We start from the raw sequence: 24072 nt of genomic DNA on the forward strand, positions 1-24072 counted from the left end.
GGGCCCATCGCGGAAAAGCCTGATGAATCAACGAAGCGCCGGTCGAGACGCCGACGAACCTCACCTCGGCCATGCCCCGCCCCTCACCGCAACCGATGCGCCGATCACCGATGCGCCGTCAGAATCGGCTGGTAGTACCCGGAGTCCAGCGGCTCGATCCACTGCACGTCCCGGAACCCGACCGCCGTCGCGAACTCCGCGAGTTCCGCGCGACCCAGGGCCCAGTACGTCGCGCGGCGGACGCGGATGTCCCACTTGTCGGGGCCGGTCGGCGCCAGTTGGAAGTGCTCCAGGTCGTACCGTTCGCCGTCGGGGTGCCAGTGCCACAGCTGGAAGGCGATCGCTCGCCCGGCCTCGTGGTCCGACACCTGCGGCGAGGTCGTCGTGGGGCGCTTGGCGCGCAGTTCGTCGTAGTCGCGCACGGTCAGCACCAGCAGTCCGCCGGGCCGCAGGACGCGCCGCATCTCGGCCAGGCCGGCGGTCAGGGCGTCCGGGGTCAGCAGGTGCGGCACCGAGTTGTCGGCGCTCAGGACCGCGTCGAAGACGCCGTCGGCGAAGGGCAGCGCGCCCATGTCGGCCGCGGCGGTGGGCAGGCTCACGCCGCGCGCCGCCGCCTCCCGCGCGGCCCGGGCCGCGGCGCGCGGGCTGAGGTCGGTGCCGATCATGCTCGCGCCGCCCAGCCGGGCCAGACCGATGGCCTGGGTCCCGATGCCGCAGGAGCAGTCCAGCACGCGTCCGGCCGAGCGCTTGGTGCCGGCCTCGATCACCGCCGAGAGCACCGAGGCCTGGTAGTCCATGCTGACGTCCCAGTCCCGGAACATCAGGTGGTAGTCGTCGGCCAGCTCATCGTAGAACGAGCGCATTTCAGCCCCTTGGTTGGCGGTTCCCCACAGCCTCACACCAAAGGCACCGGATCGTCCAACGCCGCCTCGCTGCGCCACCGCTTCATCTCCGCGGCGGCGGCCCGATGCCGCTCGGCCCGGGCCCGCGCGCTCGTCTGCCGGTTCCATTCCTCGGCGTGTTCGGGGTCGACATGTCCGCTATGGGTTGGCCGGACCACGCCGCCGCGCCCCGACAGCCGTGCCGCGCCCCGCCGCGCGGCCGCGACCGCGTCCGCCTTCTCGTCCCGCATCGCCGCGATCATGGGCTGGGCCGTTCCCTCGGCCATCGACGCCCGCACCTCCGGCATCATCCGCTCCAGCGCCCCGGCCCGCGTCAGCTCGACGGCCCACACCACCTCCGGCGCGGAGACCTCGGCCAGCCGCACATAGGCCCGCAGCCGCATCTCCGGCGTCAAGTGCGGATTGGCCACCCCGACCATCGACCGCACCCACGCGGCCTCTTCAACCGGCGCCGCGTGCACCATCTCCAGGAACGGCTCCTCCCCGTGCGAGCGCAGCAGGGCCTGCAGTCCGCGGAGCACCTCCTCCGGCTCGTCGCGCACCGCCTGGAACGCCAGCCGCCGCGCGGTCCCGCCGGCGAACTCATGGATCTGCACCGCGCGGGTGACCTCGGGCTCCGTGTCGTGCTCCCGTGCCAGGCGGGCCAGCACGCTGTCGGGCGTGAACGGGTTCTCGGCCAGGCGCATCCGCAGCGCGGTGTCCCCCAGCGACCCGAAGGCGTGCCCCACCAGCTCGCGGCACAGCGGCGCCTGCGAGGCCATGTCCAGGATCAGCGAGGCCTGCTCCCGCAACGCGCTCAGCTCCGCGGCCGAGGGCTGCTGGTGGATCGTCGCGCCGGAGGCCAGGAACGCGCGCGCGGCCAGCGGCGGTGCCAGTGCGAGCACGACGTTCGCCGCCCGCCAGCGCTGCCCGGACAGGTCCACGCCGGCAGCCTGCTCCTGCGGCGTGCGCCGCATCCCGCGCGCGATGACCCCGCGCCCCGAATCAGGCCTGGCCTTCACCAGGGCCGCCAAGGTGCAGCGCGCGGCGTCCACCTCGCGCACCATCCGGGCCCAGTACTGCGGGCCGGCGCTGTCCCCGCGCAGGATGGCCCGGGTGACGGCGTCGCCGACGGTCACGATCTCCGGCTCCATCACCAGCGTCACCGCCACCGCGGCCGGCCGCACGTGCCGCACGATCTCCGCCGGCCGGATCGTGCCCAGCCGCGCGCCGATCAGGGCCACTTCCCGCAGGTAGCCGAACTCGGCCGCGGGGTTGGGCCGCAGCCGGAAGGCGGCCACGGCCCGTTCGTAGTCGTCGATCGTGGGGTGCGAGGGCACCGGGGGCACGGGAAGCGGCGGGGGCAGTTGGGATCCCGGGGTGCGTCCCCGGTCTTCGACACGGTTCACGGCGATCCCTTCGCGGCCTCCCCGGCACCGCCGCCGACCGCCCCGACCAGATCGACGAGCTGCGCGTATTCCAGGGGGCCGGCTTCCATCAGCCGGCGCACCATGATCCGCCACCGGTGCGGGCTGTTGTCAAGATGCTGCCGAACCGCGTTTTCCAGCGGCCAGGCCGCCGGGTCGTCGGGGTGCGGGGTCCACTGGTCGTCCGGATCCGGGACGGTCACCCCCGGGATCTCCCGGCGTGCCGCGGCCTCGGCGGCCTTCAGCAGCGGTTCGGCGTCGCCGCCGGCCATCGAGGCCCGCACGGAGGGCAGCACGGCGTCGACGTTCCCGGCCGCGAGCGTCGCCACGTCCCAGACCGGTTCGGGCCCGGCGGCCTCGGCCAGGCGTCCGTGGAGCAGCGCCGAGGCGTCAGGGCTCAGATACCCGCCGAATTTCTTGAGCAGGAAGTGCAGGCGCTCGACGTCCTCGGCGGCGGCGACGAGCTGGTAGATCCGGGCGTGGCCGAGCAGTTTGACGACGTCCGTGATCACGGTCCAGGGGATCCCCATGTGTTCCAGGACGAAGAGCACGTCGGAGCGCAGGGCCGGATCGGCGACGTCGTGGAGCATCGCCAGCCGGGTGTTCGGCGGGTCCGCGGGGTCGTGCAGCAGCCGCCGCAGGGCCGCGGCGGGGGCCGCCCGGTTGGACGCCAGGGCACGGCGGGCGTCGTGCCCGACATCCGCCGCGAGCACCCGCTCGACCAGCCCCGGAGGCAGCGGCCGCCCTTCGAGCAAGGCCATCTCGAAGGGGTTGAGCACTCCGGGCTCCTCGGACAGGACCTCCAGGCCCACGTGCGGCCGCGCGAAACACAGCAGCACGTTCGCGCTGGGGACGTCGTCGATCACGTCGTCGATGTCGTCCTCGTCCGGCAGCGCCTGCCTGGGGCCCAGGACGGCGGTGGAATCGACGAGCTCTGCGACGGTCCCGGTCCACACGAGCGAGCGGATCAACAGGACGGTCCACAGCGGGATGTCGTCGCCGATCCGCTTGTAGAGCAGGCCGCGCAGCTCCTCGGCCAGATCGGCGCGGCCGCGGGCGGCCGGCAGGATCTCCTCGCCGCTGCGCCAGGCCAGGTCCAGGACCACGCTGGCCGGGACGGCGTGCTCGATGACCTCCGCGGCGCTCAGGGTGCCGAGGGTCAGACCTCTGATGATCAGAGCTCTGACGGCCTCGACGAACTCCGGCTCCTCCTCGAAACTCCCCCATCGCGGCCGCAGCGCGGTCACCGCCGCAGCGATCCGGCGTAGGGCCGCGACGTCGGGCGCGCCGACGTGCCAGGCCCCCGGCGGATAGTCGGCGAGCAGCCGGCGCCGCACCTCCTTGGGGAGGTCTTCGCGCGCCGCGGCTTCATCGAGCCCTGCGACCTGCGCGAGGAACCGCCCGCGATCACCGGCGACGCTCTCGTGGCCGTCCGCCAGCGCCAACACCTCGTCCCAGTCCAGCTGCCAGGAGCGCGATCCGGCGCCGGGCCGGTCCCAGCGCTGCACCCAGCTCTGGTCGCGCCAGCCGGGCTGGGCCGCGGGGATCGGGCCGGGCAGCCCGAGCACGCGCGCGGCCGGCAGAGCCAGACTCAGGTCGGCGGCCCCGGCCAGCACGCGCAGCAGTTCGAACTCCGCGTCGCCGGTGTCGGTGTCGGCCAAGTGCTCCGGTGAGAGCGGCAGGACCGCCGTGCCGAGGAAGCCGGCGAGTTTCGCGCGCAGATCCGGCGGCACGATCGGCCGACCGTCGACCCCGACGCGGTCGCGCAGGATCGCCAGTCGCACCCAGGCGATTCCGCTCTGTTCCAGCCGCCCGAACAGCGCGCGGTCGATGGCGGGTTCGGCGCGGCTCAGGAGTCTGCGACGTGCGGCATCCAGGCCGTGCACGGCGTCGTGGTCGCGCGTTGCCTGCCCGGGAGTGCGCGGCCGCCACGGCAGCCGCAGCTGCCAGGCCAGGGTGGTCCGGGCGGCGGGCGGTCCGTGGGTGATGACGTGGTCGATCACCGCCGGCGGCAGAGCCGGTCCGAGGCGCGCGATCCCGGCGTTGAGTTCGACGGGGCTCAGGGCATTGAGAACCAGCGGCAGATCCTCGGCCCGCGCGACCTGCGTGAACAGCAGAACCCGCGCGGCCGCGTCCGGAACCGCCGGCGGTGTGGCGCCGCCCTCGGCCGCGATGCTCATGGCCCCCGCCTTGCCTCCCGCCTGCGCGCTTGTGTGGCATGACCATGATGCCGCACGCGGGTGCCCGGGACACGTAGCCGGAAGTCGTTGCCTGATGTCACCCGGCCGGCCATCCGAACAGCGATCCGAACAGTCGGCCGTCCGGTGAGCCGACAAGGGCAGCCGACCGGTCAGCCGGCCCGGCCGAGCACCTCCAGCGCCTGGTCGGCGATCTCGATCTCCTCGTCGGTCGGCACCACCAGCACCGCCGTCTCGGCCCAGTACGGCGAGATGTACCGCGCTTCCTTCGACTCCTGCCCGTTGCGCTTCGGGCTCACCGCGATCCCCAGCTTCTCCAGCCCGGCGACCGCCCCGGCCCGCACGGTCGCCGAGTTCTCGCCGACCCCGGCGGTGAACACCACGGCGTCGACGCGCCCCAGCGCGGCCAGGTAGGCGCCGATGTACTTGCGGATGCGGTAGCAGTACGCGTCCAGCGCCAGCCGCGCGGCCTCGTCGCCCTTCGTCGCAGCGGCGTCGATGTCGCGCAGGTCGTTGCTGCCGGCCAGGGCCAGCAGGCCGCTCTCCTTGTTCAGCGTCGCGTCGATCTCCTCGGCGCCGCGGCCGGTCTGCCGCGCGATGTACGCCGGGACCGCCGGGTCCAGGTCGCCGGAGCGGGTGCCCATGATCAGGCCTTCGAGCGGGGTCAGGCCCATCGAGGTGTCAACACTCTTACCCTCGCGCACCGCGCAGACGCTGGCGCCGTTGCCCAGGTGCAGCACGATCATGTTCACCTCCTCCGGGCGCCGTCCCAGCAGCTCCGCCGCGCGCCGGGAGACGTACTGGTGCGACGTGCCGTGGAAGCCGTAACGCCGGACCCCGAGGTCCTCGCGCCACTCCTTCGGGACCGCGTAGGTGTAGGCCGGCGCCGGAAGCGTCTGGTGGAACGCCGTGTCGAACACCGCCACCTGCGGCGTGTCCGGGAACGCCGAGCGCGCCGCCTCGATCAGGGTCAGGTTCGTCGGGTTGTGCAGCGGCGCCAGTGGAATCAGGTCCCTGATGGTGTCGCAGACCTCGTCGTCGATCAGCGTCGGGCCGCGGAACCGGTCGCCGCCGTGCACCACCCGGTGCCCGACCGCGGCCAGGTTCGAGCGGTCCAGGGCCTCCTGGAGCTCGTCCAGCACCACCCGCATGCCGGCCGCGTGGTCGGCGACGCTGCCGGCGGACTCGCCGATGCGCTCGACGATGCCGACCGCCAGCCGCTTGCGGTCGTCCATGTCGAGCAGCTGGTACTTGATCGACGACGAGCCGGAGTTCAGGACGAGGACCTGCTTCACCGTCCGCTCACCTCGTTCACGTTCTCCTCGCCCTGAGCCTGCACGGCCGTGATCACGATCGTGTTCACGATGTCCTGCACCAGCGCCCCGCGCGACAGGTCGTTGACCGGCCTGCGCAGTCCCTGCAGCACCGGCCCGACCGCGACCGCCCCGGCACTGCGCTGCACCGCCTTGTAGAGGTTGTTGCCGGTGTTCAGGTCCGGGACGATGAACACCGTCGCACGCCCGGCCACCGCGCTGCCGGGCAGTTTGAGCGCCGCGACCTCCGGATCGGCGGCGGCGTCGTATTGGATCGGGCCGTCCAGCGGCAGGTCCGGGTCGCGTTCGTGGGCCAGCTTAGCGGCCGCGCGGACCTTCTCGACGTCCTGTCCGGACCCTGATTCGCCGCTGGAGTACGACAGCATCGCGACCCGCGGCGGCACGCCGAAGGCCGCGGCGGTGCGGGCCGAGGAGACCGCGATGTCGGCGAGCTGTTCGGCGTCCGGGTCGGGGATGACCGCGCAGTCGCCGTACACCAGGACCCGGTCGGCGAGCAGCATGAAGAAGACGCTGGAGACCACCGAGACGCCGGGCTCGGTGCGGATGATCTCGAAGGCCGGCCGGATGGTGTGCGCGGTGGTGTGCACGGCCCCGGACACCATGCCGTCGGCGCGGCCGGTGTGGACCATCATCGTGCCGAAGTAGGAGACGTCCTGGACGATGTCGCGGGCCTTGTCCAGGGTCATGCCCTTGTGCTCGCGCAGCCGGGTGTAAACGCGTGCGAACTCCTCGACCAGGACCGGGTCGGCCGGGCTGACGATCCGCACCCCGGCCAGGTCCAGGCCCAGGGCGTTGGCCCGCGCCCGCACCTTCTCCTCCTCCCCCAGGACGAGCAGGTCGGCGGCGCCGCGCCGGGCCACGATGTCGGCGGCGCGCAGGATCCGGTCGTCGCCGCCTTCGGGCAGCACGATGCGCCGGCGCTGCGACCGGGCCCGCTCCAGCAGCTGCGCCTGGAACATCAGCGGCGTCACGGCGACCGAGCGCGTCACGTTGAGCCGGTTCAGCAGCACCGAGGTGTCGACGCCGCGCGCGAAGGCGCCGAGCGCGGTCTCGGCCTTGCCCGGGTGCGCCACGGTGATCTCGCCGCGCACCGCCGCCAGGTGCAGCGCGGTCGGCAGCGTGTCCTCGGGGCTGGCGATGATCGGCAGCGGCGAGGACACGCCTTCCAAGAGCCGCGAGACGCTGGCCGGGAGGGTGAACCCGCCGGTGAGGAAGACCCCTGACAAAGCGGGGAAGTTCGCGGCCTCGTGCGCGGCCAGCAGGCCGGGCACCAGACCCGCCGTGCGGTCCCCGGGCGCGATGATCGCGACGCCCTCGGTGAGCCGGTCCAGCACGTTCGGCAGCGACATCGCCGCCACGACCAGGGAGGCCGCCTCGCGGTCCAGCAGGGCCTCGTCACCGCTGATCAGCCGGCCGTCGGCGGCGTCGACCAGGTCGCGGATGGTCGGCGCGGTCAGGCCGGGGACCTCGGGGATGGTGTAGACCAGCGGCGCGGCGGCGTCCCCCTCCGGCCCCAGCACCGCGGCGATCTCCCGCCGCACCTCCTGCTCGGCGCCGGCCCGCACGCGGTTGACGACCACGGCCAGTTCGGTGGCGTGCAGCCGGGTCAGCTCCTGGCGGGAGACCCGGACCACCGCGGCCACGTCCTGCGGCGTGCGCTCCATGCCGCCGACCACCAGCAGCACCGGCAGTCCGAGGTTGGCCGCGACGTTGGCGTTGAAGCCGAACTCGGTGGTGTTCGCGGCGTCGGTGAAGTCCGAGCCGACCACGACCACGGCTTCGCAGCGTGCTGCCAAGGCCCGGTAGCGGTCGACGATCGTCTCGACCGCGCGCGCCGGGTCCAGGTGCACCGCGTCGTAGGTGGTGCCGACGCAGTCCTCATAGGGTTCGTCGACGCGGTAGCGGGTGCGGATCAGGTCCACGACCGCGTCGACCGCCCCGCCGCCGGGCACCACCGGACGGAACACCCCGAGCCGCCGCACCCGCCGCGACATGGCCTCGGCCACTCCGAGGGCGACGACCGTCTTCCCGCTGGCGGCGTCGGTCGCGGTGATGTACAGGCCCTGCGCCGCGGTCGCCTCCCGATCCACTCCGTCCACATCCGCGATCATGCCAGGGTGACCCGTCCGGCGCAGCACAAGGGGCGCGGCCTGCGACAGCCGACGGAGGCTGGTCGGGTGACACGCCTTTCTCGAAGCTCGCAGCGCAAGGGCCCGCTGTCCGCCAAGGACCTCGACGCCGTCAACGCCTACTGGCGCGCCGCCAACTATCTGTCGGTGGGCCAGATCTATCTGCTGGACAATCCGCTGATGCGCCGGCCGCTGAGCCTGGACGACGTCAAGCCGCGGCTGCTGGGCCACTGGGGCACCACGCCGGGGCTGAACTTCATCTACGCGCACATGAACCGGGTCATCAAGGCGCGGGACCTGGACGCCATCTATGTCGCCGGCCCCGGGCACGGCGGTCCCGGCGTGCTGGCGAACGTCTATCTGGAAGGGACCTACAGCGAGGTCTACCCGGGGATCGGCCAGGACGAGGAGGGGATGCGCAAGCTGTTCCGCCAGTTCTCCTTCCCCGGCGGCGTGCCCTCGCACGTCGCGCCGGAGACCCCGGGCTCGATCCACGAGGGCGGCGAGCTGGGCTACTCGCTGGTGCACGCCTACGGCGCCGCGTTCGACAACCCGGACCTGCTGGTCTGCGCGGTGGTCGGCGACGGCGAGGCGGAGACCGGGCCGCTGGCCGGATCCTGGCACTCGAACAAGTTCGTGAACCCGGTGCGCGACGGCACGGTGCTGCCGATCCTGCACCTGAACGGCTACAAGATCGCCAACCCGACCGTGCTGTCCCGGATCCCGCAGGTTGAGCTGGAACAGCTGATGCGGGGTTACGGCTACGAGCCGTTCACCGTCGTCAGCGAGGAGGGCGCGGACCCGCTGGAGGCGCATCAGGCGATGGCCGCGACGCTGGACGCGATGCTCGACCGCATCGCGGACATCCGGACGCGGGCGGCCAACGGCAAGGACGGCGGCGCGCGGCCGGCCTGGCCGATGCTGATCCTGCGCACGCCGAAGGGCTGGACCGGCCCGAAGACGGTGGACGGCAAGCGCACGGAGGACTCCTGGCGCTCGCACCAGGTCCCGATGTCCGACGTGCACACCAATCCGGCGCATCTGAAGGTGCTGGAGGAGTGGATGCGCTCCTACCGTCCCGAGGAGCTGTTCGACCCGGCCGGCACGCTGATGCCGGAGCTGGCCGCGCTGGCCCCGGCCGGCAGCCGGCGCATGGGCGCCAACCCGCACGCCAACGGCGGCGTCCTGCTGCGGGACCTGAAGATGCCCGACTTCCGCGACTACGCGGTCGACCCGATCGGCCACGGCATCGAGCACGCGGAGTCCACCAAGATCCTGGGCACGTTCCTGCGCGACATCATGACCGACAGCTCGGGGGCCGACAACTTCCGGGTCTTCGGGCCCGACGAGACGGCCTCCAACCGGCTGCAGGCGCTGTTCGAGGCGACCGGGCGGATGTGGAACGCCGAGACGGTGCCGTGGGACGACGAGCACCTGTCGGTGGACGGCCGGGTCCTGGAGCCGCTGAGCGAGCACATGTGCCAGGGCTGGCTGGAGGGCTACCTGCTGACCGGGCGGCACGGGTTCTTCTCGTGCTACGAGGCGTTCATCCACATCGTCGACTCGATGTTCAACCAGCACGCGAAGTGGCTGAAGACGACCCGCCACATCCCCTGGCGCGCCCCGATCGCCTCCCTGAACTACCTGCTGACCTCGCACGTGTGGCGCCAGGACCACAACGGCTTCTCGCACCAGGACCCCGGCTTCATCGACCACGTGGTGAACAAGAAGGCCGACGTGATCCGCGTCTACCTGCCACCGGACGCGAACACCCTGCTGTCGGTGGCGGACCACTGCCTGCGCTCGCGGGACTACGTGAACGTCATCGTCGCCGGCAAACAGCCGCAGTTGCAGTACCTGTCGATGGACGAGGCGATCGTGCACTGCACCCGCGGCATCGGCATCTGGGGGTGGGCCTCCACCGACGGCGACGGCGAACCGGACCTGGTGATGGGCTGCGCCGGCGACGTCCCCACGATGGAGACCCTGGCGGCGGTGGACATCCTGCGCCAGCACTTCCCGGACCTGAAGATCCGGGTGGTGAACGTCGTGGACCTGATGCGCCTGCAAGGCAGCAACGAGCACCCGCACGGCCTGGACGACAAAGAGTTCGACGCCCTGTTCACCACCGCGAAGCCGGTGGTGTTCACCTACCACGGCTACCCGTGGCTGATCCACAGGCTGACATACCGCCGCACCAACCACGTGAACTTCCACGTCCGCGGCTACAAGGAGGAGGGCACCACGACGACGCCGTTCGACATGGCGATGCTGAACGACATCGACCGCTACCACCTGGCGATCGACGCGATCGACCGCGTCCCGGGCCTGGCCGAGCGCGCCGGGCACGTGCGCCAGCAACTGCTGGACGCGCGGTTGAAGGCGCGGCAGTACACGCGGGAGTTCGGGGAGGATGATCCGGCGATTTCGGGGTGGGTGTGGCCTTACTGAGGGCTTTGCCCCGTTGACACAACCTCGGCCGCCCGCTCAAGCATGCGGCGCATGATTTCCGGCGGGATCCCGGGATTCATGGCGGTGTTCTGGGCGATGCAGGTGCCCAACGAGCAGCCGCACTCCAGGAGAAGGAGTGAGACCAGGGCCTCGGCGGGAAGGGCCGGGTTGCGCCATGCTCGCCAGCTGACGTCGCGACGGTCGGCGTCCTGGGCGAGCCTGGCCGCGGATTCGGGGGAGCGCCGCGTCGGGCCAGCCGACATCAAGGCCGGGGTCGCCGACGCTCCGGCCGGAACCGCGCTCACCGATCTCGAAGCGCTGGCAGGGTGGCTCGCCGCCCGGCCGCCCGATGAGCGCGCCGAGCCGTTCACCTATGTCGTCATCCCCGACGGGGTCCTGCGCGTTGCTCCTCGGCGCAGCGAGCATGTGGCCTGCGCGGCCGGAGCGGCGGTGCTGGCCGCCGGCGAGATCGCCTTCGAACGGCGCGCCGGGCGGTGGTGCGTCGCGTCGGTCAGCAACCAGTCGACCGGCTACCGCCCTGACGTGGCGTGCTGGTCGGCGGTCGCCGGTGCCTTGGACCGGCTCGGCGTGGGCCGCCCCGCCGCGTTCACGAGCGAGGTCCTGTTCCGTCGCTGTGTCGGCTGCGGTGAGGTGAACCTGGTCCGCGATGGCGAGGGCTTCTGCGTCTTCTGCGACGCCGAGCTGCCGTCCGCCTGGAACATCAGCACTCAGATTTCACCCGATCCCCTGGTTTGATTGCGCCACCCCTTTTCGGCCGATCGTGCCCCGCCTAGCTTCGAACGTATGCCGAAGCCGTTCCAGCTGCCCGATTTCTACATGCCGTACCCAGCCCGCCTGAACCCGCATCTGGAGTACGCGCGCGTCCATTCCAAGGCGTGGGCGCGTGGGTTGAGCATGATCGAGGGATCGGGGGTGTGGGACGAGGACGACTTCGACCGGCATGACTACGCGCTGCTGTGCGCGTATACGCACCCTGACTGTGACGCCGAGGAGTTGGCGCTGGTCACCGACTGGTATGTGTGGGTCTTCTTCTTCGACGACCACTTTCTGGAGGTCTACAAGAAGCCGCGCGACATGGTCGGGGCCCGGGCCTATCTGGATCGGCTACCCGCGTTCATGCCGGTCGGCGACCTGGCGGCGGCGCCGGAGCCGACCAATGCGGTGGAGGCGGGGCTGGCCGATCTGTGGCTGCGGACGGTGCCGGCCAAGACCGAGGCCTGGCGGCGGCGGTTCGCCGAGAGCAACCGGCATCTGCTCGAGGAGTCGTTGTGGGAGCTGGCGAACATCACCGAGGACCGGGTGTCCGATCCGGTCGACTACATCGAGATGCGGCGCAAGGTCGGCGGGGCGCCGTGGTCGGCGCACCTCGTGGAGCACGCCAACGGGATCGAGGTGCCCGACCGGGTCGCCGCCAGCCGGCCGCTGCGGGTGCTCAGGGACACCTTCGCCGACGCCGTCCACCTGCGCAACGACCTGTTCTCCTACCAGCGGGAGGTCGAGGTGGAGGGCGAGAACTCCAACTGCGTCCTGGTCCTGGAGCACTTCCTGGGCTGCGACCCGCAGACCGCCGCGGACCACACCAACCAGCTGCTCACCAGCCGCCTGCACCAGTTCGAGCAGACCGCGCTGACCGAGCTCGCTCCGCTGTTCGCCGAGCACGGCGTCGGGCCGGTGGAGGCGCTCCAGGTCGGGCTGTATATCAAGGGCCTGCAGGACTGGCAGGCCGGCGGGCATGAGTGGCACCTGCGCTCGTCGCGCTACATGAACGACGCCGCCGACGGCGGTGCCGCACCGGCCGCGCTGCCCGGCCCCCTGGGCCTGGGCACCTCCGCCGCGCGCATCCTGGCCTCCGTCGCGAAGACCATGCCGGCCCGCCTGAAGCGCCTGAGCCACCCCGCCTACGAGCAGGTCGGCCCGACCCCGATCCCCGCCTTCGACGCCCAGGCCGAGCTGCGCCTGAGCCCACACCTGGCGGTCGCCCGCCGCCACGCGGTGGACTGGTCGCGCCAGATCGGCTACTTCGACGACATCTGGGACGAGAAGCACCTCGTCGGCGCCGACTTCGCCCTGTGCGCCGCGGGCATCCATCCCGACGCCCCGCTGGAGGAGCTCGACCTCGCGACCGCCTGGCTGGTGTGGGGGACGTACGCCGACGACTACTACCCGGCGGCCTTCGGGGCGACCGGCGATCGGGCCGGCGCCCGACTCTGCAACGAGCGTCTGAGCACCCTGATGTCCGACACGCCTCCCACGCCGGCGTCAGCTCTCGAACGCGGCCTCGCCGACCTGTGGCGCCGCTCGACCACCGGTGCCTCGCCGGCGGCCCGCGAGGCGTTGCGCCGTGGTGCTCAGGCGATGATCGACAGCTGGCTGTGGGAGCTGGACAACAACGCGGTGCGCCGGATCCCGGACCCGATCGACTACGTCGAGATGCGCCGCGACACCTTCGGCTCCGACCTGACGATGGCGCTGTCCCGGCTCGGCCACGGACCGGTCCCGCCCGAGGTGCTGCGCAGCCGTCCGGTGACGGCGCTGGAGCACGCCGCCGCCGACTGGAGCTGCCTGCTGAACGACCTGTACTCCTACCAGAAGGAGATCCAATTCGAGGGCGACGTCCACAACGGCGTCCTGGTCGTACAGGACTTCTTCGACTGCGACCGCGACCGGGCCGTGCAGATCCTCAGTGCCCTGATGACGGCCCGGCTCGACACCTTCCAGCACGCCGCCGACGTCGAGATCCCGGCCCTGGCCGACACGATGCGCCTGTCGTCCGCGACCCGCACGGCTTTGGAGCTTCACGTTCAGGAACTGCGCGACTGGATGGCCGCGATCTTGAACTGGCACGAGAAGACCGGACGCTATCCGGAGGCCGAGCAGCACCGGCGGCGGGTGGCCCGCCTCGGGCGTCCCGGCCGGGGCTCGCTCGGCGGCAACGCCGCGAGTGTGCCGCACCAGCCTTACGCGGCCGGCTGATCTACTCCGCTGTGGCGGTACGCACGACCCGGGGCCGGCGCGAACCGGGCGGCCACGCCCCGCAGTCCCGCGAACGCCTACCCGGCGAACACCCCGCCAGCCCCGAACACCATCTCCGCGAACCGCTCCCCGATCACCCGGTACCCGGCCGCCGTCGGGTGCAGCCCCTCGCCGAGGAGTTCGTCGGCCTCGTCCAGGGCCAGCAGCCGCAATCCGTCCAGATAGAAGATGTTCGGGTCCTGCTTCGCCCGCTCCGCCACGATCCGCCGCAGCTCCCGCCGCACCACCTCCAGTGTCAGCGCCCCGGCGGCCACGGTCGCCGGGTCGCCGGTCGCGTGGAAGACGTCCTCGCGCCAGACCGTCGGGCCCGGCGTCCGCTCCAGGGCCGGGCAGGCGATCGGCGCGACGACCAGCAGCGGCGTGTCCGGGTGCCCCTCGCGGACGGTGTCCAGGAAGCCGTGCACGGTCGGGCCGAGGGTGCGCAGCCGGTAGGCGGCCCTGGCGGTGAAGTTGATGCCCAGCTTCAGGCTGATCAGGTCGGCCTCGGCGTCGCGGATGGAGCGCGCGACGAAGGGGTCCAGGAAACAGTTCCCTGACAAGCCGAGGTTCACCGGGTCGACGCCGGCGGCGCGGGCCGCGATCACCGGCCAGACACCCAGCGGCGACTCGGCCTCGTTGCACGCGCTGATCGAGCTCCCGTGGTGCAGCCACTTCCGGTTCCCGGTCGGGGTCGGCGGCTCGACGTCGGCGTCCGCGCGCAGGGCAACCAGTTCGGTCCTCGCCCAGTGCGGCAGCCAGATCTCGATCTCCTTCGGCCCGGCCGGCAGCGCCGGGAAGCGCACCGTCGCGGGCCGGCCGGCCACGAAGCCGACCTGCGTCATCGTCAGGTCCATCAACTGCACGTTGCCCACCGGGGCGGGCACCGGCTCGCCGACCGCGACGCCGTCGCACGTGATCTCGAAGGTCCCCGCGTCGTCCGGCCGGGGCTCGTTCTCCGCCATCATCGGGACCGTGGTCAGCACGTCCAGCTCGATCACCGTGGCCGCGCTCCGGAATGCCAGCCGCACCCCGGATCCGGCCGTGGCCTGGCGCTCCATCGACGCGTCCGACTGCGCGACGGTCCACTCCGGCAGCCGCCGGGGCAGGACGCCGACCTCCGTCGGGACGACCTCCAGGGCCCCGCGGATCTCGGCCGGCCCGTCGGTGAGCGGCACCTGCCGCAGCGCGTCTGTCATACCGTCGAAGGTAACAGGGAAGATCACCGGCGGTCGCGCAGAATTGGGGGGCCAGCCCTACCCCGACTCGGGTGGCAGCTCTCTGACCTGCGGGCCCCTGGCTCGGCCATCGTGGAGCCATGCGAAAGACGTCAGCACTCCTCGCGGCCGCGGGCATCGTCGCCGCCACCGCCGCCATGCCGGTCGCCGCGAACGCCGCGACCCCTGAACCCGCCGCGGCCGTCCCCGCCGCGTCGGCCGCCGTCCCGGCCTTCGACTACCGCGACTGCCCGCAGCTGCCCGCCGGCGTCGACCCCGCCGAGTGGCGCTGCGAAGTCCTGGTCGCCGAGGGCACGGCCACCATCGGCGGCGCCGTGCTCCCGTTCGACTTCACCGCCGTCACCCACGCCGAGGGCCCGATGCCCGACGGCACCCCCGGCCAGGTCTTCGGCGGCTTCCGGGCCGCGCGCCTGCCGGTCCCGGGAGGCCAGTCCGGCGACGGCCACGGCCCGAAGCTGTGGATCCAGCCGCACCTGACCGCCGCCCCGGACTTCTACAGCCAGACCGGCGCGATGAGCCTCACCTTCCAGCTCACCGGCCCGCGCCTGGGCCGGGGCTGCTCGATCGGCACCGACGCGGCGCCGGTCCAGGTCGCGGCCGCGCGGGTCCCGGGCAGCACGAACTGGCTGTCGCAGGACCCGCCGATCATCACCTTCCAGGTGCTGGACCAGACCTTCTCCGCGCCGGAGGTGAGCGGCTGCGGCCGGGCGGCCGGGGAGCTGAACCGCCGCCTCGGCCTGCCTTCGCCGTCCGGCTCGAACCGGCTCAGCGCGACCGCGTTCTACTCCTTCAGGACCTACGACCAGCTCTAGAAACCCTTACCGGGCCTCAGCGCTCAAGCGGCTCAGCCGAGGTCCAGCGACGTCATCCCGAACGCCTTCCCGTGATCGACCTCGCGCACCGGCCCGGTGTACATCCGGGCCACCTCGAACGAGGGCTCCAGGCCCAGCGCGCCGACCATCGCCAGCGCCTCGCGGTTGGTATCCGGCACGTCGATCACGATGCGCGCCGCGCCGGTGCGGCCCGTCCCGCCGCGCCCGGTGAACCCCGGGTCGCCGGCGGCCCCGGCGACCAGCGCGTCCAGGATCACCTCGGCGTAGACGCGGGAGTCGGCGAACAGCGGGCCGACGCGGTGGCCGTCGTGGGCCGTGCGCAGCACGCCGTAGCCGACGAGCCGGCCGTCGACGATCAGGGCCCTGCCGACGTGCCCGGGGGCGGCGAACCACTCGCGCAGGAACACCGGGCGCGGCGCCGGGAAGCACAGCGCGTCGTAGTCGGCGACCTCGCCGAAGCCGGCCTGGGCCAGCGGCACCGCGGCCGCCGAACCCGAGCCGTCGGAGGTCAGGTCGCCGACGAAGCGCACGGTGCGGTGCGCGTCCGTGAAACCCGACTTCCGGTATTTGTCCTGCTGCGCCAGGACCCCGTCGAGGCCGACGGTGCGCGCGCCGGCCCGCGGCAGCGCCGCCTTCCACGTGGCCAGGCCGTGGCCGCGGCCGCGGAACTCCGGCTTGACCAGGTGCAGCCCGAGGAAGGAGAAGTCCTCGCCGTAGTTCACCACGGACACCGCCGAGACCGGCTCGCCGCCGATCCGCCCGACGAAGAAGCCCTCGGGGTCCTGCGCCAGGAAGCAGGGGCCGTCGTGGTCTCCGGGGTTCCATCCCTCGTCGGCGCACCAGCCCTGGATGAGGGGCCAGTCGGCGAGGGACGCGCGCGTGATCTGCAGGCTGTCCGTCATAGCAATATCTTTGCGTGCACCGGCCCGCCGCACCGGGTCCGACACGCGGGCCCCGGCCGGGCACCTCGGATGCCATGATGAGCCCATGACCAACCCGTGGAACGCCCTCGTCACGCGCCTCGGCCGTCAGAAGTGGTTCGCGACCACCTTCAAGGGAGTGGCCCCGCACGTGGACCGCTTCCTGGGCCGGGTCACCGGCGGCCGGGTGTTCATGCTCACCGGTACCGGACTGCCGACGCTGCTGCTGACCACCACCGGCCGCAAGTCCGGCCAGCAGCGCACCGTGCCGCTGCTGTACTCGCGCTACCAGGGCGCGCTGCTGGTGGTCGGCTCCAACTGGGGCCAGGAGCAGAACCCGGCGTGGGCGCTGAACCTGCTGGCGAGCCCGGAGGCGACGGTCGCGGTCCGCGGGGCGTCCGGTCCGGTCCACGCGCGCGTCCTGGAGGGCGAGGAGCGCGAACTGGTCTGGAACACGATCCTGACGAAGACCTGGCCGGGCTATGAGAACTACGCCGAGCGCTCCGGCCGCCACATCAACATCTTCGCGCTGGAGCCGGTGAAGAAGACCACGGCCGCCGGATGAGCGTCCGCACCCTGAGCGAGCGCGAACTCAACCGCGCCACGCTCGACCGGCAGCTGCTGTTGCGGCGCTCGGAGATGGACGCGGCACAGGCCGTGGAGCACCTGGTCGGCCTCCAGACGCAGATCCCGCCGAACCACTATGTGGCGCTGTGGTCGCGGTTGACGGACTTCGACCCGCAGGGGTTCTCCCAGCGTTTCCAGGACCGCGAGTTCGTCCGCATCAGCCTCCAGCGCTCGACGATCCACACCGTGACCGCGCGGGACTGTCTGCCCTTGCGCGGGCTGCTCCAGCCGGTCCAGGAGCGCAGCCTCAAGGGCGCGTTCGGTAAGCGTCTGCAGGGCATCGACCTGGCAGAGCTCGCACAGTGCGCACGAGAGTCCGCCGAGCAGGAGCCGTACACGCTCAACGACCTCGGCAAACTCCTGGCCGAGTCCTATCCCGGGCACGACGTCCAGGCGCTCGCCGCGGCGGCGCGCAACAACCTCGCGCTGGTCCAGGTGACGCCGCGCGGGTTGTGGCAGCAGGGCGGACAGGCGAAGCACACTACTGCGGAGCACTGGTTGGGAAACGCTAAGGCGGTTCCCGCTATGCAAGCCGAGGAGTTGGTCCTGCGCTATCTCACAGCGTTCGGACCGGCCTCGGTCATGGACGCCCAGAGCTGGAGCGGGCTCACCGGTCTGCGCGAAGTGTTCGAGAAGCTCCGGGCGGACCTCGTGGTCTTCCAGAGCGAATCCGGCACCGAACTGTTCGACCTTCCGGACGCGCCACGCCCCGGAGAAGACGTGCCGGCCCCGGCGCGGTTCCTCCCTGACTACGACAACGTCTTCATCGGGCACAAGGAACGCGGCCGCATCAACGACCCGCGGGTACCCAAGGAGAAGGTCTTCGCGGGCAACACGCCGATCTCCACGTTCACCGTCGACGGATGGATCCGCGGCGTGTGGAAGGTGGAGACGGACAGGAAGCGCACTACGGGGACGATGAACCTCACCCCTCTGGTGGCGGTCACCAAAGCTCAGCGCACTGATCTGGAATCCGAGGGAGCCAGGTTGCTGGAATTCCTGGTACCCGGGGCGGATCATGATGTGCGATGGATTGAGGACGAGAACGGTTGAACCTTATGAGAACGCGTACAGCGCTGTGCGCCGCGGCAGCCTCGGCTGTGCTGCTGCTCGCCGTGGCCGGCTGCGGCGGTTCGTCGGGGCCGAGCGCGGCGCCGGCGGCGGCGACGTCCGGCGCTGATACAGGCGGCGTGCCCGGAGCGCCGTCCGCTCCCGCATCGGCCGCGTCGACGCCCTCACAGCAGTCGACACCGCCTCCGGCCTCCAGCACCCCCAGCGTCGATCCGGGGACGCTGCCGCAGACCAAGACCATGCCCACGGACACCGACCCGCAGTTCACCGCCGGCGTCAACGCCCTGTGGCAGGGCATCGTGGACGACAACCCGCAGGAGGCCATGCCGTTCTTCTTCCCGAAGAGCGCCTACCTCCAGGTGAAGGCCCTGTCCAACCCCGGGGCGGACTATGAGAACCGGCTCATCGGGTTCTACAAGCTCGACATCCACGCCGCGCACCGGCTGCTCGGCTCCGACGCCAAGGACGCGAAGCTGGTCGGGGTGAGCGTTCCGGCCCGGGCCGCGGAGTGGATCCTGCCGGGCCAGGAGCAGAACAAACTGTCGTACTACCGCGTCTACGGATCGCGGCTGACCTACACCGAGGGCGGCAAGACCAAGTCCTTCGGGCTGTTCTCGCTGATCTCCTGGCGCGGGCAGTGGTACGTCGTGCACTTCGGCCCGAACCCGCGGCCCAAGCCGATCGGGGTCGTCTACCAGCCGCGCGGCTGACGAACAGCAGACCTGGGATGTATACGGCCGGTGACCATCCCTTGACGCTCATCTGACACCCGAGCCACGCCCTCAACAGGCGCCGCGACGGCGCCTGTGACAGCTTTGAGGAATGCGATCACCGTCGCTGCTGTCGGGCTGGCCAGGGCGCGAACGGCGCCTGCTCGGCATCCTGGCCGCCGCGCTCGTGGTGATCCTGGCTGTGTTCTTCCCCTCCCACAGCACCCTGCGCGATGTGGCGTGGTTCGCCATCGCCGGATGGACCACCGCGGCGATGGCGGTCGGGATCCGGGCCAACCGGCCGCCCTACGCGCACGCCTGGTACCTACTGGCCCTGGCCGCCGGGCTGCTGACGGCCTCCAACCACACGGACTTCGCCTACGCGCGCCACACCCTGCCGAACTTCGCGGACTGGCTCGGGCTGCTCGGCTACCCGCTGGCGCTGATCGGCCTGCGGCTGGTGATGAAGCACCGGCTGGTCGGCCGGGACTCGGCCGGGACCCTGGACGCGCTGATCGTGGTGTTCGCCGCGGCCTACGCGGCGTGGGTCTACCTGATCGTGCCGTACTACCAGGACAACGGAGAGCCCTGGGACTACCGGCTGATCGCCATCCTGGACCCGCTCGGCGACCTGCTGCTGCTGGGCATGCTGCTGCGGCTGCTCATCTCCTCCGGGCCGCGCAGCGCGGCGCTGTGGCTGCTCAGTGTCGGCGCCCTGTTCCAGACCGGGGCCGACCTCGTGGAGTCCTCGCTGCGCCTGAACTCCGCCAACTGGTTCAACTCCCACGCCGGCAATGTGGTGCTGGAGCTCTCCTGGCTGATGTTCGCGGCGCTGTGGGTGGCCGCGGCGATCGTGCCCTCGGCGCACGACCTGACCAGACCGGTGCGGGAGACGGCCCGCGACGCGCTGCCGACCGCCTGGTCCCGGCCGCCCCGGATCGCCCCGCTGGTGCTGGCCGCGCTGGTGACGCCGACCATCAACGCCGTGGAACTGGCCGAGGGCGACCTGCCGACCGGCTGGGCCGGGCCGGTGATCGGGCTCGGGGTGTACCTGATGATCCTGGCGCGGGTCGCGGTGATGGTGCGCTCGCACCGGCAGGCGCTGGCGCGGGAGTCGATCCTGCTGACGGCCAGCGAGGGACTGGGCGTGGCCTCCGGGCGCGGGCAGGTGGCCGGGGCGCTGGCCGAGGGCGCGGCCGGGCTGTTCGCCGGGCGCAAGGCGGAGCACAAGGTGCTGGTGGCCGTGGACGGCACCGAGGGGGTGCGGGTGGCCGTCACCGGCGGCGTGAACGGCGGCTCCGGGTTCGGGCGGACCCACCCTCCGGCCGCGCTGCCGGATCCCGATTCCGCGCAGTGGCGCACGATGCTGAGCACGCTCTGCTCGGCCGCCGCCGTCCTCGCGGCGGCCGAGGACGAGCCGTACAGCGCCGTGACCTCCGGCGGGCTGAAGCGGCGCGAGCACTTCCACCCGGCAAACGTCATGCACACCGCCGACCTGCCGCCGCCGATGGCCAAGCGGCTGGGACCGCAGGTGCACACCAGCGTGGTGCCGCTGGACGGCACGGCCGGCGTGCTGGTCGTCGCGGCGGCCGAGGAGGACCTGGCGGTGCTCGGCGGGGCGCTGGAGATCCTGACCCGGCAGGCGTCCGCGGCGCTGGAGCGGATCGGGCTGAGCCAGGAGATCACCCGCCGGGACAGCGAGGCGTACTTCAGGGCGCTGGTGCAGAACACCTCGGACGCGATCCTGATCGTCGACACCGGGCTGGTGGTCCGCTACGCCTCGCCGTCCTCGACCCGGCTGTTCGGCGACCTGCCGCTGCGCGACCGGCCGCTGGGCGACGTGGTCGGCAAGGTCTACGCCGCCGAGGTCGCGGTGCGGGTCGGGGATCCGACGCCGCAGCCGCCGGTGAGCCGGGACTGGGAGATCGCGATCCCCGGCGGGGACCCGCACGAGGTCGAGGCGACCATCGCCGACCTGCGCGCCGAGCCGACGGTCGGCGGCTTCGTGCTGTCGCTGCACGACGTGACCACCGCGCGCGGGCTGGCGCGCACGCTGCAGCGGCACGCCTACCGCGACCCGCTCACCGACCTGCCGAACCGGCTGGCGTTCCTGCGCGGGCTGGAGGACGCGGTGGAGCTGGCCTCGCCGGCGGTGACGGTGAGCGTGATGCTGATGGACCTGGACCGGTTCCGGGAGATCAACGACTTCCACGGCCGCGAGGCCGGGGACGAGGTGCTGCGGGACACCGCCGAGCGGATCAAGTCCCGGCTCGGGCCCGGCGACGTGCTGGCGCGCACCGGCGGCGACGAGTTCGCGGTGCTGGCCGTCCGGCGCGCCGACGAGGCCCCGATGCTGCCGGTCGGGATGCCCGGCGAGGACAAGCCCTTCTACGTCGGGCCGATCGCCGTCACCACCTCCGGCGCCCTGGCCTCCTGCACGGCCGGGGCCAGCGGCGCCTCGCTGCTGGCCGACGCCGAGATGACCCTGCACGCCGCGCGCGGCGCCGGGCCCAACACCTGGCGCGAGTACGACCCGCGGCTGCGGGCCGACCTGGCGCGCAGCGCGGCCCGCCGCTCGGGACTGGACCGGGCCCTGGCCGAGGGCTCCTTCGAGCTCTACTACCAGCCGATCGTCTGGCTCGACGACGGCGACATCGGCGGCTTCGAGGCCCTGGTCCGCTGGCCGCAGCCGGACGGCACGATCATCCCGCCGGACGAGTTCATCCCGCTGGCCGAGGCCACCGGCCAGATCCTGCCGCTGGGCCGCTGGATCCTGCGCACCGCCACCGAGCAGGCGGCGCGCTGGAACATCACCCGCCTGGCCCAGGGCGTGGCCCCGGTGAAGATCTCGGTGAACGTCTCGGCGCACCAGCTGCGCGACCCGGGCTTCCCCGACGAGGTCGGCAAGGCCCTCACCGACGCCGGCCTGGACCCGGCGTTCCTGATGGTGGAGGCCACGGAGAGCTCGCTGATCGACCGCGCCGGCACCGCCCTGGCCAACCTCAGGACCCTGACCCGGCGCGGCGTGGGCGTCTCCCTGGACGACTTCGGCACCGGCTACTCCTCGCTGTCCTACCTGCGGGACCTGCCGGTCAGCGCCCTGAAGATCGACAAGGCCTTCGTCGACGGCGTCCCCGACGAGCCGCGGCAGACCGCCCTGGTGAAGGGCATCATCGGCATCGCCAAGTCGCTGGCGCTGATGGTGGTCGCCGAGGGCGTGGAGACGGCGCAGCAACGCCGGGCCCTGGCCCGCATGGGCGCCGACCTGGGACAGGGGTACCTGTACGCGCGGCCGATGCGGGTCCGCCAGGCCACGGAGCTGATGCGCGCCGGACGCGTGAAGCTGCCGCGCGAGGAAGGCGAGGAGGCGGACGAGGACGAGTTCGACGACGCGGGTGACGGGGCCGACGGGGCCGACGAGGGCGAGTCCGAGTCCGAGTCCGAGGACCGGAACGGGGTGGGCTGGTGAGCGGCGCGGGGCCGAGGAAGCCCGAGGACGGGGCCGGGGACGGCGTGGGTTCGCGGTCCCGAGCCCCCGGGCGCGCGGCCGAGCAGCAGTCTGAAGACTCGCACGTCTCGCCCGACTCGCCGAAGTACCCATCCGCACCGCGCCTCATAGCCCCCGCGCAGCCGCCGCAGCTGGCCGCATCGAACCGCTTCCCCAAGGACCCCTCCTCCCCCGCGATCCGCCATCGCCGCTTACGGCGTCCGCACCCGCGGCACCTGTCCGTGACCTCCGTCTGGGAGCACAGCGAGGTGGAGCACCGGCGCTTCGCCACTCGCTTCGCCGGGCAGCTGCTGCTCATCGGTGCCGGGCTCGGTGCGTTCCTGACGCTCGTGCTCGGGGTGCAGGGCGGCATCTTCTCCGCCGGGTGGTTCGTGTTCCTCGGCGCGTGCGCCATCGCGGCCGTGTGGGGGCTGGTGTTCGTGCTGCTGCCGATACCGGCGCCGGATCCGGTGTTGCGGGCGACACCCGCGGCGGCGGCGCTGCTGATCACGGTCACGCTCGCGTCGAACCACAGCAACGCCGCCGACGGCATGCTGCTGCTCGTGTGGCCGTTGTTGTTCGCCGCGTATCTGCTGCCGCGGCGGACCGCTTACTGGACGCTGGCCATCGTCGTCGGGTGCCTCACGGTCATCCTGGCCGAGGGGTCCGGGCCGGGACGGTTCGAGGCCTGGGTGGAGACCGCCACCTCGCTGGCGCTCACGCTGGTGGTGATCCTGCGGGTGCGGGGGCAGGCCGACCGGCTCAAGGCGGCGCTGGCCGAGCAGGCCAGCACCGATCCGCTGACCGGGCTGAGCAACCGGCGGGCGTTCGACGCGGCGTTGGAGCGCGAGGTCGCGCGGCAGCGGCGGACGCGCGCGCCGTTGTCGCTGCTGGCAGTGGACGTCGACCACTTCAAGAAGATCAACGACACCTGGGGGCACGCCGCCGGCGACGACACCCTGGCCGCGCTCGGCGACCTGCTCCCGCGCCTGGTGCGGGCCAGCGACACCGTCAGCCGGGTCGGCGGCGAGGAGTTCGGCGTGCTGCTCCCTGACTGCACAGCGCCGCAGGCCAGGGCGCGCGCCGACGCCCTGCGCGCCGAGGTCTGGGCCGCCTCGCGCGGCTGGACGCATCCGGTGACCGTCAGCGTGGGCGTGGCCACCGTGCCGGACTCCGCCGAGGCGCTGGACGACCTCGTCGTCGCCGCCGACATGGCGCTGTACGCGGCCAAGGAGTCCGGCCGGGACCGGGTGCGGGTGGCGCCGAAGCGGCGGCGGGAGGACGTGCCCTGAGTCAGGCCGCCTCCGGCTCGCGCCGGATCAGGCAGTAGATCCCGCCCCCGGGATCCCGCATCACGAGCCAGTTCGGACCCTCGCGGACGAACTCCGCGCCGAGCGACTCGTGCCATTCCCGCTCGGCGTCGGCGTCGGAGCTGCTCACGTCCAGGTGCGCCGACGTCGGCCGCTCCTCGCCGACCCGCTGGAACAGCACGTCCAGCGGGAACCCGGCCGGCCGCTCCAGCCAGCTGTACTCCGCGAACCGGCTGCTCGGCACGACCGGCAGTCCGCTCAGGCCGCTCCAGAACGCGACCTCGGTGTCGTGCGCGGACGGCGCGATGTCGACGCACACCTGGTCCAGACGACTGCGCCGGCCCGCGCCGGACACGAACGGATCCGCCGCGCGCCGCGCCCCGTGCCAGTCGGTGACGCGGAGGCGGACAGCGTGCTGCCCGTGAC

17 protein-coding genes are annotated in these 24072 nt (G+C 72.3%); 9 read left to right on the forward strand and 8 right to left on the reverse strand.

Translation table 11 applies throughout. From position 1 onward, the window contains the following. Positions 1 to 104 precede the first annotated feature (104 nt). From ABIA35_RS21175 to pta, 5 genes are all read right to left on the reverse strand, one after another. Complete coding sequence (locus tag ABIA35_RS21175; protein WP_370341465.1) at positions 105 to 863, reverse strand: methyltransferase domain-containing protein; 759 nt, start codon at positions 861 to 863, stop codon at positions 105 to 107. Positions 864 to 895: 32 nt separating this feature from the next. Further along, positions 896 to 2290 carry a hypothetical protein gene (locus ABIA35_RS21180; protein ID WP_370341466.1) on the reverse strand — a complete coding sequence of 465 codons (1395 nt, stop codon included), beginning with the start codon at positions 2288 to 2290 and terminating at the stop codon, positions 896 to 898. Then, positions 2287 to 4488, reverse strand: a complete 2202-nt coding sequence (locus ABIA35_RS21185) for a hypothetical protein (RefSeq protein ID WP_370359007.1) — start codon at positions 4486 to 4488, stop codon at positions 2287 to 2289. The genes ABIA35_RS21180 and ABIA35_RS21185 overlap by 4 nt, the downstream gene beginning before the upstream one ends. Before the next feature lie 170 nt (positions 4489 to 4658). Then, positions 4659 to 5801, reverse strand: a complete 1143-nt coding sequence (locus ABIA35_RS21190; protein ID WP_370359008.1) for an acetate/propionate family kinase — start codon at positions 5799 to 5801, stop codon at positions 4659 to 4661. Next, entirely contained in the window at positions 5798 to 7930 is a 2133-nt protein-coding gene (gene pta, locus ABIA35_RS21195; RefSeq protein WP_370359147.1) for a phosphate acetyltransferase, read from the reverse strand. Before pta ends, ABIA35_RS21190 begins: the two co-directional genes overlap by 4 nt. An 87-nt stretch (positions 7931 to 8017) precedes the next feature. On the opposite strand from pta, the gene ABIA35_RS21200 reads away from it, so the two are divergent. The 3 genes from ABIA35_RS21200 to ABIA35_RS21210 are packed head-to-tail and all read left to right on the forward strand — an operon-like array spanning position 8018 to position 13414. Continuing rightward, positions 8018 to 10420, forward strand: a complete 2403-nt coding sequence (locus ABIA35_RS21200; RefSeq protein ID WP_370359009.1) for a phosphoketolase — start codon at positions 8018 to 8020, stop codon at positions 10418 to 10420. Between the two features lie 51 nt (positions 10421 to 10471). After that, entirely contained in the window at positions 10472 to 11176 is a 705-nt protein-coding gene (locus ABIA35_RS21205; protein ID WP_370359010.1) for a hypothetical protein, read from the forward strand. Positions 11177 to 11224: 48 nt separating this feature from the next. After that, positions 11225 to 13414 (forward strand): germacradienol/geosmin synthase, encoded by a 2190-nt coding sequence (locus ABIA35_RS21210; RefSeq protein WP_370359011.1) that lies wholly within the window; start codon positions 11225 to 11227, stop codon positions 13412 to 13414. 77 nt (positions 13415 to 13491) lie between these two features. Here ABIA35_RS21210 and ABIA35_RS21215 read toward each other — a convergent pair whose 3' ends face one another. Then, positions 13492 to 14649: a GDSL-type esterase/lipase family protein gene (locus tag ABIA35_RS21215; protein ID WP_370359013.1), complete on the reverse strand. Its 1158-nt coding sequence runs from the start codon at positions 14647 to 14649 to the stop codon at positions 13492 to 13494. A 119-nt stretch (positions 14650 to 14768) separates the two neighbouring features. Between ABIA35_RS21215 and ABIA35_RS21220 the strand changes: the two genes are divergently transcribed. After that, positions 14769 to 15500 carry a hypothetical protein gene (locus ABIA35_RS21220; protein ID WP_370359014.1) on the forward strand — a complete coding sequence of 244 codons (732 nt, stop codon included), beginning with the start codon at positions 14769 to 14771 and terminating at the stop codon, positions 15498 to 15500. Between the two features lie 32 nt (positions 15501 to 15532). On the opposite strand, the gene ABIA35_RS21225 is transcribed toward ABIA35_RS21220, so the two are convergent. Continuing rightward, positions 15533 to 16423, reverse strand: coding sequence for a GNAT family N-acetyltransferase (locus ABIA35_RS21225; RefSeq protein ID WP_370341479.1), 891 nt, complete (start codon positions 16421 to 16423; stop codon positions 15533 to 15535). Between the two features lie 85 nt (positions 16424 to 16508). Here ABIA35_RS21225 and ABIA35_RS21230 point away from each other — a divergent pair, with 85 nt between their 5' ends. The 5 genes from ABIA35_RS21230 (at position 16509) to ABIA35_RS21250 (ending at position 23628) form a co-directional block, all read left to right on the forward strand. Further along, the gene (locus tag ABIA35_RS21230; RefSeq protein WP_370341480.1) at positions 16509 to 17006 is read left to right on the forward strand and encodes a nitroreductase/quinone reductase family protein; all 498 of its coding nucleotides are present in this window, start codon (positions 16509 to 16511) and stop codon (positions 17004 to 17006) included. Beyond that, positions 17003 to 18121 carry a winged helix DNA-binding domain-containing protein gene (locus ABIA35_RS21235; protein ID WP_370359015.1) on the forward strand — a complete coding sequence of 373 codons (1119 nt, stop codon included), beginning with the start codon at positions 17003 to 17005 and terminating at the stop codon, positions 18119 to 18121. Before ABIA35_RS21230 ends, ABIA35_RS21235 begins: the two co-directional genes overlap by 4 nt. Before the next feature lie 5 nt (positions 18122 to 18126). Beyond that, positions 18127 to 18849, forward strand: a complete 723-nt coding sequence (locus ABIA35_RS21240) for a hypothetical protein (RefSeq protein ID WP_370359016.1) — start codon at positions 18127 to 18129, stop codon at positions 18847 to 18849. Positions 18850 to 18961: 112 nt separating this feature from the next. Then, complete coding sequence (locus ABIA35_RS21245) at positions 18962 to 22318, forward strand: putative bifunctional diguanylate cyclase/phosphodiesterase (RefSeq protein ID WP_370359017.1); 3357 nt, start codon at positions 18962 to 18964, stop codon at positions 22316 to 22318. Continuing rightward, positions 22315 to 23628, forward strand: coding sequence for a GGDEF domain-containing protein (locus ABIA35_RS21250; RefSeq protein WP_370359018.1), 1314 nt, complete (start codon positions 22315 to 22317; stop codon positions 23626 to 23628). Before ABIA35_RS21245 ends, ABIA35_RS21250 begins: the two co-directional genes overlap by 4 nt. 1 nt (position 23629) lies before the next feature. Here ABIA35_RS21250 and ABIA35_RS21255 read toward each other — a convergent pair whose 3' ends face one another. Then, positions 23630 to 24001 carry a VOC family protein gene (locus tag ABIA35_RS21255; RefSeq protein WP_370359019.1) on the reverse strand — a complete coding sequence of 124 codons (372 nt, stop codon included), beginning with the start codon at positions 23999 to 24001 and terminating at the stop codon, positions 23630 to 23632. Between the last annotated feature and the right edge of the window lie 71 nt (positions 24002 to 24072).

The sequence above is a fragment of the Catenulispora sp. MAP12-49 genome (genome assembly GCF_041262705.1).
In the GTDB taxonomy this organism is placed as follows: Bacteria; Actinomycetota; Actinomycetes; order Streptomycetales; family Catenulisporaceae; genus Catenulispora.

Bases quoted from the DNA above. Each gene is read 5' to 3' on its own strand.
- ABIA35_RS21175 (WP_370341465.1), bottom strand. From the start codon at position 863: ATGCGCTCGTTCTACGATGAGCTGGCCGACGACTACCACCTGATGTTC.
- ABIA35_RS21185 (WP_370359007.1), bottom strand. From the start codon at position 4,488: ATGAGCATCGCGGCCGAGGGCGGCGCCACACCGCCGGCGGTTCCGGAC.
- ABIA35_RS21205 (WP_370359010.1), top strand. From the start codon at position 10,472: ATGATTTCCGGCGGGATCCCGGGATTCATGGCGGTGTTCTGGGCGATG.
- ABIA35_RS21210 (WP_370359011.1), top strand. From the start codon at position 11,225: ATGCCGAAGCCGTTCCAGCTGCCCGATTTCTACATGCCGTACCCAGCC.
- ABIA35_RS21215 (WP_370359013.1), bottom strand. From the start codon at position 14,649: ATGACAGACGCGCTGCGGCAGGTGCCGCTCACCGACGGGCCGGCCGAG.
- ABIA35_RS21220 (WP_370359014.1), top strand. From the start codon at position 14,769: ATGCGAAAGACGTCAGCACTCCTCGCGGCCGCGGGCATCGTCGCCGCC.
- ABIA35_RS21225 (WP_370341479.1), bottom strand. From the start codon at position 16,423: ATGACGGACAGCCTGCAGATCACGCGCGCGTCCCTCGCCGACTGGCCC.
- ABIA35_RS21230 (WP_370341480.1), top strand. From the start codon at position 16,509: ATGACCAACCCGTGGAACGCCCTCGTCACGCGCCTCGGCCGTCAGAAG.
- ABIA35_RS21235 (WP_370359015.1), top strand. From the start codon at position 17,003: ATGAGCGTCCGCACCCTGAGCGAGCGCGAACTCAACCGCGCCACGCTC.
- ABIA35_RS21240 (WP_370359016.1), top strand. From the start codon at position 18,127: ATGAGAACGCGTACAGCGCTGTGCGCCGCGGCAGCCTCGGCTGTGCTG.
- ABIA35_RS21245 (WP_370359017.1), top strand. From the start codon at position 18,962: ATGCGATCACCGTCGCTGCTGTCGGGCTGGCCAGGGCGCGAACGGCGC.